The 12439-nt window shown below is 63.4% G+C and carries 9 protein-coding genes and 1 pseudogene; 3 read left to right on the top strand and 7 right to left on the bottom strand.

The genetic code is table 11. From position 1 onward, the window contains the following. Positions 1–20: 20 nt before the first annotated feature. The 4 genes from BB934_RS22445 to lhpI form a co-directional block, all read right to left on the bottom strand. The gene (locus BB934_RS22445) at positions 21–1361 is read right to left on the bottom strand and encodes an efflux RND transporter periplasmic adaptor subunit (protein WP_099511624.1); all 1341 of its coding nucleotides are present in this window, start codon (positions 1359–1361) and stop codon (positions 21–23) included. Then, on the bottom strand, positions 1271–2716 hold the full coding sequence (gene hemA / locus BB934_RS22450; protein WP_237050054.1) for a 5-aminolevulinate synthase: 1446 nt from the start codon (positions 2714–2716) through the stop codon (positions 1271–1273). Before hemA ends, BB934_RS22445 begins: the two co-directional genes overlap by 91 nt. Before the next feature lie 390 nt (positions 2717–3106). Further along, positions 3107–3442 (bottom strand): DUF6665 family protein, encoded by a 336-nt coding sequence (locus BB934_RS22455; RefSeq protein ID WP_099511626.1) that lies wholly within the window; start codon positions 3440–3442, stop codon positions 3107–3109. Positions 3443–3602: 160 nt separating this feature from the next. Next, the gene (gene lhpI, locus BB934_RS22460; RefSeq protein WP_099511627.1) at positions 3603–5318 is read right to left on the bottom strand and encodes a cis-3-hydroxy-L-proline dehydratase; all 1716 of its coding nucleotides are present in this window, start codon (positions 5316–5318) and stop codon (positions 3603–3605) included. Positions 5319–5518: 200 nt separating this feature from the next. On the opposite strand from lhpI, the gene BB934_RS22465 reads away from it, so the two are divergent. Further along, complete coding sequence (locus BB934_RS22465; protein ID WP_099511629.1) at positions 5519–5725, top strand: hypothetical protein; 207 nt, start codon at positions 5519–5521, stop codon at positions 5723–5725. A 184-nt stretch (positions 5726–5909) separates the two neighbouring features. Here BB934_RS22465 and BB934_RS22470 read toward each other — a convergent pair whose 3' ends face one another. Next, positions 5910–7415 (bottom strand): adenylate/guanylate cyclase domain-containing protein, encoded by a 1506-nt coding sequence (locus tag BB934_RS22470; protein WP_099511630.1) that lies wholly within the window; start codon positions 7413–7415, stop codon positions 5910–5912. Between the two features lie 665 nt (positions 7416–8080). Then, positions 8081–9309: pseudogene (locus BB934_RS22475) on the bottom strand (IS3 family transposase). Between the two features lie 148 nt (positions 9310–9457). Here BB934_RS22475 and BB934_RS22480 point away from each other — a divergent pair. Then, positions 9458–9643, top strand: coding sequence for a hypothetical protein (locus BB934_RS22480; RefSeq protein WP_099511633.1), 186 nt, complete (start codon positions 9458–9460; stop codon positions 9641–9643). Positions 9644–10754: 1111 nt separating this feature from the next. Next, positions 10755–10892 (top strand): hypothetical protein, encoded by a 138-nt coding sequence (locus BB934_RS49255; protein WP_237050055.1) that lies wholly within the window; start codon positions 10755–10757, stop codon positions 10890–10892. Positions 10893–11084: 192 nt separating this feature from the next. Here BB934_RS49255 and BB934_RS22500 read toward each other — a convergent pair whose 3' ends face one another. Beyond that, complete coding sequence (locus BB934_RS22500; RefSeq protein ID WP_099511638.1) at positions 11085–12380, bottom strand: ISNCY family transposase; 1296 nt, start codon at positions 12378–12380, stop codon at positions 11085–11087. Positions 12381–12439: the final 59 nt, after the last annotated feature.

Genomic DNA, 12439 nt, shown 5'->3' on the forward strand with positions numbered 1-12439 from the left:
GATAAAGGGCGCCGAAACATTCATCGGCGCACGGATCGGGCATCGGCGGCGTAGGAGCCCTGCGCCATCGGGATCGGGGCCGAGGCCGTCTCCACAATCGACATGCTGTCGCGCAGGCGTGCCTGGCCTTCGATCACCACGCGCTCGCCGGGAGCGAGTCCTTCGGTGACGATGACTTCATCATGGATTCCATCGAGGTGCCGAACACGGCGCATCTCGACGGTCTCGTCCGGTCGGACGACGAAGACATGGGGGCCACGTTGTCCCATCTGCAGTGCGATGAGGGGCACGGTCGCTGCCTCGGGGTGCATGCCGAGCGTCAGCTCGACGCGAACATACTGACCTGGCCATAGTCCCTCGTTGGAATTCAGAGTGGCTTTGGCGAGAATGGTGCCGGAACCAGCGTCGATCGACGAGTCGATGAATGTCAGGTCCGCCTCTGTCGAAACTGGGGTATCCTGACTGGTGAGAACCCGCACGGAGCCCTTGCCCTCGGGGCCTGCGAGGGCTGCATGCAGCAGAGGAAGATCGCGTTCCGGCAGAGAGAACGCAACTTTCATGGGCGACATCCGCGTGATGGTGACCAGTCCCTCTCCCGAAGGATCGGAGCCGCGCACCACATGACCTTCACTCCCGTGCACGATGCCGGCACGCCCACTGATCGGTGCGGTGATCCTCGTATGCTCCAGCCTGGTCTGATCCATGACCAGGGCCGCCTCGCTCGCCGAGGCATTGGCGGCGGCGATCCTGACCCCGGCGGCAGCATCTTCGGCTTGGGCATGGGTCGAGACGGATCGGGCCAGCAGTTCCTGGGTTCGCCTGAGCTCGGCTTGTGCTTTGCCCAGCAGGGCACGGTCGCGGGCCAGGATGGCCTGTCCGCGGGCGATCTGTGCCTGGAGCTCGCGGTCATCGAGGCGGAACAGGAGATCTCCGGCCACAACGTCCGCACCGTCGTGGATGTGCCGCTCGACGATGGTGCCATCCATGCGAGCCCGCACGGTGACTCGCGCCGTTGGTTCTATCCAGCCGATGCTAGTCCGTGTGATGGGCATCGTCTTTGCCCGGACAGGAGCGGTGATGACGGCGACCGGGGGTGTGCTCTTCTGCGAGAGGGCGGTCCGAACGGATGCTGGAGGCTCAGGGGGCAGACTTGAGGTCCCCGGCAAACCGACCGACGGGATTGGAGCCGATGCGTGTCCTTCCGCGCCCGCCAACGCGTACCAGAGACCTCCCGCAGACATGACTGCAAGGAGAAGAAGCGCAGTACGGATCATTGTCCACGCTCCATCCGCCGAACTGTCAGCGTGCGCTCGCGAGCCTCGAGCACCAATCCGCCGAAGGGAAGGCTGAGGGCCTGCCATGTTTCGACAAGGGCCTGTGTCAGCACCTCGACATGGTCGTTGGTGTGAAGAGGTCCAGGCGTGATGCGCAGCCTCTCGGTGCCGCGCGGCACGGTCGGGTAGTTGATCGGCTGGATATAGATGCCGTGCTTGTTCAGCAGCCGGTCGGAGGCCGCCTTGCAGGCCTCGGCATCGCCCACCATCACCGGCACGATATGGGTCGGCGTGGCGAGCAGGGGCAGATCCGCTCGGATCAGGGCGTCCTTCACCTGAGCCACCTGACATTGCTGCCCTCGACGCTCGACCGGCGACGTCTTGAGGTGCCGTACGGAAGCCGTGGCGGCGGCTGCCACGCTCGGCGGCAGGGCCGTGCTGAAGATGAAGCCCGGAGCATAGCTGCGAACGGCATCGACGACCGAAGCGGCGCCCGCGATGTACCCGCCCATGACGCCGAAGGCCTTGCCCAGCGTGCCCTCGATCACGTCGATCCGGTGCATGACCCCAAGACGTTCTGCCAGGCCCGCGCCGCGCGGGCCGTACATGCCGACCGCATGGACCTCGTCGATATAGGTCATGGCGCCGTAGCGCTCGGCGAGGTCGCAGATCTGGCGGATGGGAGCCACATCGCCGTCCATGGAATAGACGCTCTCGAAGACGATGAGCTTGGGCCGATCACCGGCGGTTTGGAGCAGGTCCTCCAGATGCTCGAGATCGTTGTGGCGGAAGATCGCCTTGTCGCAGCCCGACTGGCGCACGCCCTCGATCATCGAGTTGTGGTTGAGCGCGTCCGAGAGGATCAGGCAGTTCGGGATCAGCTTGGCCAGCGTCGAGATGCCGGTCTGGTTCGAGACGTAGCCCGAGGTGAAGACGAGAGCCGCTTCCTTGCCGTGGAGATCGGCGAGCTCGGCTTCGAGCGCCACAATAGGATGGCTGTTGCCCGAGATGTTGCGGGTGCCGCCGGCGCCCGTTCCATGGCGGATAACAGTGTCGGTCATCGCCTCGATCACGGCGGGGTGCTGTCCCATGCCGAGATAATCGTTGGAGCACCACACCGTGATTTCGCGCTGGCCCTGGGGCGAATGCCAGATCGCTGCCGGAAAGCGGCCTGCGATACGCTCCAGATCGACGAAGGAGCGATAGCGCCGCTCGGCCTTCAGCCGTGCAATGGCGGCATCGAAATAGCGGTTGTAGTGCCTGGTCGCGGGAGCCTTCCAGATCGGCTTCGGCGCTTGCGGGGTGGTTCTGAATGAAAGGGGAGGGCGCGCCAGCAATGCCGCCGCCGTCTCGCACCTGCCGTCCGTCACGAATGTTTCCGTGAGCTTCGCCAAGCAGCGCGGGAACTGTGCATCGCTGTGGCAGTGCCGTTCCATGCCCATTGCAGCCTCCCCCTGAGCTCTCGTGGCCTCAAGGCGTCATCACCCGACGCATCTACGGCATCATTCTGGCAGAGACGGTGAAGCGTTCAATTTGGACTGAGGTCCCAGGTCCGAGGCGACTTTGGTCTGATCGGGACTCTGCTGCGCGAGGAGCAGCTGACCTCATTTCCTGCCAAAGCCGTATTACTGAAGAGGCGTGTGTAAGAGCAGGGCGCTCGAGCGACTGCTGAACGTCCAACGATGGCGCGGGGCGGACTTGAGCCGAATGTCCGAGTTCGGCCGGCAAGCAAGCCTTTGTTGGCTCCGCTCGTTTCAACCCTGTCGAGCGCTGGTCCATGAGTGTAACGGCTCAGGCGGCTCGCGGGCCGAGTCCCGTGGTGAGGAAGCTGCCTAGTCCGCCTTGGGTCTGACTTGCCCCACCCGATTCAACACCTCACGGGGGATGCGGTAATCCCTCACCACGGCTTCCCAGTTCCGGAACCCGCACAACTCGCGCTGAATCATGAAGGCCCAGACTCGGTCAGCGGCCTCGTCCAGCAATGCGCTGCGCCGATCTTCCCTGTCCGATCCGGGATCCCCGGCATCGAATGCCCGTAACACCGCAAGAGCCTGCTCGACCTGGCGGGCCACGGCTCCCAAGGTCTGCGCTTTTTGCTCCCGGAGCTCGTAATCGAGCACGTTCCAGCCGGTTTCCCGCATGAGGCCCGTTGAGAAGCTCTGGGGCATGCGAACTGTAATTTCGGGTCTCCAGAACGGTTCCGAGTCGGCAGAAGATGGTATCGTCATCGTCAAGTGGGAACGCGACACCCTGGCGCAAGCCCGAACCAGGCTGAACTCCGGACCCTCCTCGAAGGAAGGCAGGTCCCCTGAATGACCCGATCCAGACCTACGATAGCCAGGCGGGCGGCTCCTGTTGCGTCTTGCCGCTACAGGCGGCCTCGATGCATTCAGCCATGCTGCCGAACCGGACACCACGCCCGACGAGGCCAGGCGCATAATGCGCGTACTTCCCGGAGTTGGTCATCAGCGTTCGCACAGCCGGGGGGATCACCGGCTCGCCGAGCATGCACCAGCATGTATCGGTGACAAACTGCACGCCAAAGGCCTCGGCTGCCGCAACATGACCAGCCTGCGAGGCAGCGTCGTGCACGGCCCGGCCACAGGTCACGACCACCGCAACGTCCGCTGACTTGGTTCGCTCCGACACCAGAGCTGCCAGTCGCGCGCATTCATCAAGGGAGAAGTGGGGATTGCCGAGGCTGACAAGCCCAACCTCCGGCGATGCGGCCGTGTTCAGCACCTCCCATGCCTGCCGCAGTTCGCCCAAGCCGATGCGCACCTGGCGCTCCGGCTTTTGCTCATTCGCTTCCGGCGTGATCCCAGCGATGTGGAACATCGGTGCGGCGGCAACCGTGGCGAAGGCTGCACCGAAGGCCTTCAACTCGTCCGGCCCGGCGGCGCTCATCTCAAGCCCGCGGATCAATGGGATCTCGGTGCCGCAGACGGAGCCGCAGCAATATCCGAGCAGCGGCCAGAAGGCGTCATCGGCTCCTGCGGGCATCTCGACCTCCAGCGCGAGCGTCGCCCGCCGCCCGGCATCAAGATGGCAGCCGGCGAGCGGAGCCCGTCCCGTCAGAGCAATGCAGATGTCCAGGTAGTCGGGGTATTTCATCGTCCGCGCGCCGATGACGCTGTTGGCGTAGACCACCGCGTTCGACTCCGCCCAGCCGACCTGCTCGCCGAACCGGGGCGCGCTCGCAAGCAGGTACGGCGCACAGGTGAAGCTTGGCTGGGCACCCATGGCAAGATAGGCATCGGCAAGGGCGCTCGCCGGAGCTCCCAGGTCTTCCGCCACGCCCTGCACACGCCAGCGTCGCTTGTCCACGGAGATGGCGTTGAGCGTTGTCGGCACCCGCACGCGCGCGCTCCACCCGGTCAGCATCTGCGCAAAGCGCAAGCTTGCCGGACCTGTGTAGATGCAGCCGTCGATGTGTACCTGGGAGACATCCATGAAGGCCTCGGCCTCGTGAATCGCGGCCATCCGGAGCAGCAGGCGCATGGCGACCTGCGCCGCCTTGCCATGCCGGCCCGAGAGAAACGCCTGGTCGACCGCGTCCAATCGGATTGTCGTGTCCTCGTTGCTCCCGTGCTGCGCCGTTTCGGGCAGCCGGTCCGCGATGGGTGGCTCGTGGAAGAGCCGAAGGCTCGATCCGGCCACTCTGGCGTACCGGTACTCATCGAGGCGCGCGAACACCTCCCGCTCCACCCTCAGCACCGGGATCGACTGCTCGAAAACCTCCTCGGCGACCAGCGCGCCGAGGGTGAGGATCTCTTCGCGCTCACAGAGGACGATGGCCGCCGGCGCATGGCCGTTCAGGATCAGTTCGAGCAGCACGCCGCTTCCGGAGCACGATCCACGTCCGCTCGGGATCGCGAGCACACGCCCGGCGAGGCTTTCACCGCACAGAGGATGGTGTTGGTCGATGACGACGCCCGTTCGAGGATCGACACCGCCCCAGAAGCTGAGCCCCACCGTGGCGCTGAGCAATTCGCCCATTGCATCGCCCGCCACCAATGTCCTGCCGTGACTGATGAGCTCCATGCGATCGCCTCCTGACCCGACGGGTGTTCAGATGCCCTAACCAGGGAAGCATCGAGCTCCACGAGGAGGCGTTGCAAGGCCCGGATAACCGTATCACCAACTTGACCGCGACATAGCACACCTGCTGCGGTAACATCATCCCGCCAATGCGTGTGGAAAGAGCCTGCGGGCCTCTCTGCCGTGGCGCGGAGGGTTTTGGCATGTCGGGCCGTTCGATACATATCAAAGTCGATGGAAGAACCTATTCCGGAACCTTCGTGGTTGACCGCAAGATTCTGACCGTCACGACCACCTATGGGAGAAAGGCCGCCGAGATCAGTCCGCGGGCGGCCCATGAGGCGCTGGCCCATCAATTGCTGCTGGACTTGGTTCGAGAGGAGAAAGCCCGCAAGGGCTCGACCTTGTGACTGCCAACCTGGTGGGGTTGCTCCTGGGCGGGATCGTACTCGACCGCTCGGCAACTTCTGCAAGCGGAGAGCGAAGTGGGCCTTTGCAAGGTCAAGCTTATAGACCGCCCCTGGCCCTGAGCGGATGCTTTCGGTCTGTCGCCACGAATCCGTCCGCCTCCGCTTCGCGCAACTCCGCAGCCGTTCACTCCTGCATTTGGGAGATTGCCAGCCGATGGATCTCCATCTTCTGGCCAATGCCCTTCAGGTTCTCGTATTCGCGTGACACCACGCGGTTCGCGACGCTTTCATGGACGCCCGGCGCCTCCATCACGGTTTCGGTGATGCAAACCTCGTTGACGTCGGCGAGACCTTGCACGCGGGCGGCGATGTTCACGTCCTGACCAAAATAGTCGATCCGGTCGTTGAGCCTGACCGCGATGGCCCGCCCTCTGTGCACGCCGACCTTGAGCCCCAACGGCCGCGAGGCCGTTTGGTTGAATTTCGACAGTTCCTCGATCATCTCGATCGCGGCGCGAACAGCGTCCTGCGGATGCTCGAAGCCGGCCATGACCGCGTCGCCGATCGTCTTGACGATGGTGCCGGCTCGCTCCCGGATGATCGTGTTCAAGATGTCGAAGTGTTGGCGCACGAGGAAATATGCGTTCACGTCACCGACGCTTTCATACAGCGGCGTCGAATCCTTCAGATCGGTGAACAGGTAAGTCATGTCGGAGATTGTCAGGCTCTCCGCCTCGTCCACCAGCTGCGTCTTGTAGAGTTCGCCGAAGCTCGGGGTCAGCAGCAACCGTTTGCCGGACAGAAACGGCTCGTACTCGACACGATGAGCCTCGAACCCCAATGGGTATTGGAGGAACCAGAGGCGGCCGGGATCGCCCGTGCGATTCTCGATCGCGACGGTGTGCTTGCCCGGTCTGAGATCGGCCGTCTGCCGAAACGAGAAGGTCCCGTCGCCGAGCACCATGTCTCTCGGTTCCGTCGGTCGGTCCAGCACCACGAAGCGGCCCGACTCGAGGTGAACCAGGGTCCTTTGCGGTTCTGCCTGCTCTCCGCCCACGAAGAAGACCAGAAGGAGCTTGTGGCTCAAATCCATGACCTCGAAGCGGCCGGCCGTCACATCGAATTCGAAGCTTTGCTGCTGCTGAGCCTCTATGTCGGCAAATCCCCGTGAGAGCGCCGCCACGATCTGCTCGCGTGTCAGGCCGTGCGGAGGCCTGAAGCCCTTGGCGAAGTGATAGCGGAGGTAATAGTCCTCGACGGACAGCCTCTCGGGGTGACGGAATGCGATGTCGCGGACGCCATTCGAGACCGTAAAGGCGACCTGGATGTAGTCGTCGAGCGCCACGTCGTTGAGCGCGTTGCAGAACGCACATTGGAAGCGTGGGTGGACCTGATCGAGCTCGCGAAAACTGCCGGCGACCTGTGGGCAGTAAGCGCAGATGAGCAGCCAGTCCATCTCGAACAGGCCCGCCTTGGCGGCGTGTACGAACAGTTCGATTCCGTCCTCTTCACCGAGGCCGTTAGCGCTCGCGTATTGAAGTGGGTTGACGCGAAAGAGATCATAGTCGTCGGCCGTACGGATAAAGCGCTCAAGCCCCGGGAGAACATCCGGCGCCCAGCTCCCTGCTGCCTCGAGTTCGGTCAGGCGCCGCTTCAAGAGGTTTTCGTTCACGGGAGACGACTGGTTCATCGCAACTATCCTCCGTCCGCTGTTGACGAAGCTATTCGACCGGCCCCATGACAACCTAATCCTCGATTGCTGACCCATTTTCGCGCGATACCGGGAACCTGGGCATGCAGGACGACGAGCTCATCGGCTCCAGTGCCGACTTCGGCCGCGCCTACCTCTCAGTCGGAAGAGCCACACGCTCCATTCAGCGGTTCTCTCGCGATTCCAAATCCCGTTCGTAGGCTACTCGGTCTTTAGATGCCGGGGTAGGCCGATCTGGAGATGGGATGGCTAGATTGGGGATCTAGGCAATCCGACCCAAGCTCCACTGTTGGGCCTGTGTTAGGTCAAATTCAGAACAAACCGGAAATTTTATAATGATTTCAAAAACTTGATGGAAGTAGTTGGCGGAGACGGAGTCCGCCGAACATCTATGACAAGCCACTGAGGACACTATGCTTTGTCTCATGTCGATCGAATGCGCCCCGCCATTCGCCCCGCCACGGTGCGGCGTCACGTCGCCCGGAGGTGATTCCCAAAACCATCGAGCGATGGCAAGGCGAACTCGTTGGTGCTGACGTTGTCGGGCAGTTTCGCCATGAGATCTCCTGTCGATAGCCCAATAGGGAACGATCGCCCGCGCTGCACCTGTACCGCCCGCAGTTTTTGAGACACCGACTTGAAGCCTACGCGGCGAGGGCCGCGGATGGGAGCTGGTTGTGCCGGACGGCTTTCGGCGTCTGGAAGCCGTGCCGGGCGATCAGCCAAGTGGAATTGTAGCTCTCCTGGAAAGCCAGCAGCGCCTGCCGCAGCTCCTCAAGGTTCTCGAAGTGGCGCACCCACAGCAGGTTCTCCTTCAGCGTGCGGATGAAGCGTTCCGCACAGCCATTCCCTTCCGGCGCCCGCACGAAAGCAGGCGAACTTTCGATCCCGAGAAAGCGCAGCTCCTCCTGGAAGGCCCGCGACATGTATTGGCTGCCATGGTCGTGCCGAACCGACAGGCCTGAAGCAATCCCTTGGGAAAAGCCGCTGAAGTGCTCGCGCACCCCCTGGCGCAGCGGCTCGAGAGCCTCGAAACGCGTGCCATGGCGACTGGCATGAAGGCCGACGCACTCGGCACTGTGGTGATCCACCGCCACGAACACGGCGGCGGGTCCTTCGGCGGTCCAGCCGGTGGTCATGTCGGTGCCCCACAGGGTGTCGATGGTGTCCGGGATGATCGTGCCATCGTGGTTGCGTGGTCCGCGTGGCGAGCCTGTCCGGGATGGCGCCAGCAGGTCATGCTCGCGCATCAGCCGCAATACCCGGCGCAGTGAGGTGCGGATGCCCTTCACGCGCAGACGCGCCCAGACTTTCCGGTGGCCCTCGCCATGGAACGGGCTGGCGGCCAGAACGGCGCGGATCTCAGCGGTGAGCTCCAGATCCGGCAGTGGTCCGACCGGGCCCCGGCGCTGCCGGTCCGGCTGCGGGTTACGATGCCGGTAGACGCTCGCCCGGGCCATGCGCCAGATCCGGCAGACATGGGCCAGGCCATAGGGCTGGCCGTTGCTCGGCGAGAGGGCCCGGCTCATCGCCTCGACCTCCTCTGGGCTAAAGGGCGGCCGCTCTCCAGCACGGCAATCTTGGCCTCCAGCAGTTCGCGCTCCAGCAGCATTGCGCCGAGCCGGGCTTTGAGCCGCTCGGTTTCCACGGTCTCGCCGGTGGCCGGGCGGGTGGCGAGACTGGCCTCGCCGGCGGCCAGGAAGGCCTCGCGCCAGTCGCTGAGGGTGGCGGCCGTCACGCCCAGGGAGCGGGAGACCGTCTCCAGATCCTCACCGCGCAGCAGGCGCAGAACCGCCTCACGCTTGCGCTGGCGCGACATGCGCCCGCCACGGCCCAGACCGGCCGCATCCTTCATCATCTCTGTCATCGTCATCACCCTTCTGCGGATCCCGTCCGCTTACAGGGTGTCTCAGGAAACTGTAGGGCAGAGGACACCGGATCGACCGGGAGCAGGGAATCGGCGCTTCTACAGGTCTCTGATCGCCAAGGATTGGCCCCATTGGGCGAGTAGCCCATGGAGCATGGCTGAACAGAACTCGCAATCTCTCGATGCGGCGGTTGAGGAGACGATGGATCTGGCCCATCAGGCCATCGAGCAGACCCGCGCCGAAATCGCCCGCTCGCAGGCCTTGAGCCAAACCGAAGCCGGCCTTGCGCAAGCCATCAAACAGATCGCTGAAGAGCACGGCACTCCTGCTGACGAGTGATCAGGAAAAACCATGAGTGGTGGCTGGTCCCCAATCAGCGCCGCGCCACGCGACGGCACGCCTGTGATCCTCTGGATGGCTGAGGACGAGGCTCCGCCCTCTCTCCCACTGACCGTAGGGTTTTGGACCGTCAATCCTATGGCAGGGGTCGACTATTGGCGGATCTTTGGCGATCCGCCGCGCTTCTGCTCTGATCGGCAGATCAGGGGATGGAAACCGCTCCTTCGCGAATGAGAAGATCGTCAGCGAATGTCCGATGGCCGTGTATGGAACCGCGCTACAACCACACGCTTTCGGCAAGACTTACCTCGAAAATCCACCCGTGCTAACTCGGAAGGCGGCCTCACGTTTCGTAATTTGCGGCTAACCTGAACGCATTGCGGGTGAAGCAGGCGACGGCGAGGTTCCCCCTCGAACGGCGGCGGGGCAGCACCGGCCCACCCGCTCCATCTCTCCCTCCCTCGCTGTAGGGGAGGAGCTCAACGGCAGAGCGATGGATTTCCACGCTCGAAGATGCGGCGCTCCAGTCCTGCCTCACGAGACTGTCCTTAAACTGATGCGGTAAGTTTAAGTGATGCTCACGAAGAGATTGGCTCCCAGAGAGGGCCTCGAACCGTGTCCGAAATGCGGAGCCGGGCAGGCCATCCTACCGCCCAAGATCGAAGCCGCAGGCATCGTGCGGTGCGCCCAGTGTGGCCGACAGCATGGGAGCCTTGATGAGGTGCAAAACGAGCTCGCCAGCAAGGCCCGCGAGGACAGTTTGCAGAAGATGCAGCAAATCTACCGAAACCGCCCCACAGGGAAGAACCGCTCGTTTTGAGTGGGCTGGGCCGAGGCGGTTGTGGGTAGGGCAGAGTTGGATTCTAAAACTGCGGAGGAACAAGAGTGATCAGGTGGCTTGATGTGAGTGCCGCGCCGCGTAACGGTACACCCGTGATCCTATGGGTTGAGGATAAGAAAGCCCCACCAACCTATCCGGTCACAGTTGGCGTCTGGGAAACCAACGACATCACGGGAGTAAGCTGCTGGCGTATCTTCGCAGACCATTATGGCACCCCCAACTACTTCGATCAGCACATCCGCGACTGGATGCCACTGCCTCGACTGCCGAATGCCTGACGACCTGCGCTCGCCGATCAAGCACCACCTGGTGCTGCACCGGAGCGACCCGGAGCAGGGGATCCGGCGCTTCTACAGCCTGATGATCGAGCGGGATCTGTTCGGGACCGTGCGCCTGGTCCGCAACTAGTGCCGGATCGGGACCAAGGGCAGGAGAAAGCCGAGGAGTTCGCCAGCGAAGATGAGGCTGGTACAGCCTTGGAAGCCTTCGCTCAAGAGAAACGGCGGCAGGGCTACCGGGATCTGTGTGTCAGAACTCGTTAGACAAGTCTCTGATTGTCCTCATTAGAGATGTCACCTCCGGGGAGTGACTGCTGAGAGCTCAACCCACCTTGAACAGGCTCTTGCCTTGGCCGCGCCGCCGCGGGGCGCTGTTGCTCCGGCTCATGTCGAGCTCCTTCTGCCGCTCGGCAATGTAGGCCAGAACCGGACCCAGCCGCTTGTTCTCGACAACTGCCGCCTGATCCACCTGCTGACGGCGGTCAAAGGGCCTGTACGGCAGCTCCAGGCCCTTGTGCTTGATGGCAAAGCGCCCATCCGGATAGTCGTAGACGGTCACCCGCTGGCGGGCGAGGGACAGCGTGATCGCGTTCGGCTCGAGAATGAACAGCACCTGGTCGTACTGCAGGGTCAGATTGCGCGAGACCGTCCGCTCCTCCCGCCAGGCGAACACGTCATCCAGCTCATCGTCCTCGCTGAGCGGGCGATGCAGGTCCTTGTCGCTGTAGGGCGCCTTGGCAAAGCGGCGGTTGAAGTCCGCCATGAATGCCGGCAGGAAGGCATTGCCCGCCTCAAGGGTCGAGATCCCAGCCAGGCGCATCTCCTTGACCAGGCGGTCCTGCAAGGTGCCGTTGGCGCGCTCGACGCGGCCTTTGGCTTGGGGCGAGTTGGCGCAGATGATGTCGATGTTGAGCTGATGCAGCGCCCGCCCGAACTGGGTCATGCCGTCACCGCCCACCGCTCCTTTGCCGTTGACGCGGAAGACGGCATGCTTGTCGGAGTAGAACGCCACCGGCTTGCCGTAGGCCTCCAGGTACTCCCGGGTCGATCGGAAATAATCAAAGGTCGACTCGGTCTCGACGAACTTCAGGTGCATCAGCCGGCTGGTGGCATCGTCAATGTAGACCAGAAGCGTGCAGGGTGGGCCGCGATCCTCGAACCAGGAGTGCTCGGAGCCGTCGATCTGGACGAGTTCGCCGACGCAGTCGCGCCGATAGCGCGGCTGGTGCACCCCTTTGAGCTTCTGCCGGCGCTCCTGCCAGAGACCCGCCGCGATCATCCAGCGCCGGATCGTCTCGACACCCAGATCGATGCCGTGCCGCTCGGCGAGCTTCTCGCAGGCGAGCGTCGGGCCGAAATCGGCATAGTTGGCTGTGATCAGCGCCAGCACCTCGGTCCGCAGCGCCGCCGGGTAGGAGCGGTTGCTGGGCTTGCCGCGCCGGCGCGACACCAAGGCCGTGGGACCACCGGTCTGATAGGCCTTGAGTAATCGGAACACTTGGCGCCGTGTGATCCGCAGCAGTTGGGCAGCTTCGCGCACCGTAATTCGCTCCGCCACGACGTCCCGCAGAATGTGAACCCGATCGATCTCCGGCCGGCTCATCCCGATCACCGTCATCAGACCCAATCTCCCCAGCACCATCACCCAGGGAGAGTGACATTTGTAACGGGGAGAGG

It is taken from the genome of Microvirga ossetica (assembly GCF_002741015.1).
GTDB lineage: Bacteria > Pseudomonadota > Alphaproteobacteria > Rhizobiales > Beijerinckiaceae > Microvirga > Microvirga ossetica.

What these genes read in the sequence shown, in the direction of transcription:
- BB934_RS22445 (WP_099511624.1), bottom strand. Translation starts at nt 1,361, where the DNA reads ATGGCAGGCCCTCAGCCTTCCCTTCGGCGGATTGGTGCTCGAGGCTCG.
- hemA (WP_237050054.1), bottom strand. Translation starts at nt 2,716, where the DNA reads ATGGGCATGGAACGGCACTGCCACAGCGATGCACAGTTCCCGCGCTGC.
- BB934_RS22455 (WP_099511626.1), bottom strand. Translation starts at nt 3,442, where the DNA reads ATGCCCCAGAGCTTCTCAACGGGCCTCATGCGGGAAACCGGCTGGAAC.
- lhpI (WP_099511627.1), bottom strand. Translation starts at nt 5,318, where the DNA reads ATGGAGCTCATCAGTCACGGCAGGACATTGGTGGCGGGCGATGCAATG.
- BB934_RS22465 (WP_099511629.1), top strand. Translation starts at nt 5,519, where the DNA reads ATGTCGGGCCGTTCGATACATATCAAAGTCGATGGAAGAACCTATTCC.
- BB934_RS22470 (WP_099511630.1), bottom strand. Translation starts at nt 7,415, where the DNA reads ATGAACCAGTCGTCTCCCGTGAACGAAAACCTCTTGAAGCGGCGCCTG.
- BB934_RS22480 (WP_099511633.1), top strand. Translation starts at nt 9,458, where the DNA reads ATGGCTGAACAGAACTCGCAATCTCTCGATGCGGCGGTTGAGGAGACG.
- BB934_RS49255 (WP_237050055.1), top strand. Translation starts at nt 10,755, where the DNA reads ATGCCTGACGACCTGCGCTCGCCGATCAAGCACCACCTGGTGCTGCAC.
- BB934_RS22500 (WP_099511638.1), bottom strand. Translation starts at nt 12,380, where the DNA reads ATGACGGTGATCGGGATGAGCCGGCCGGAGATCGATCGGGTTCACATT.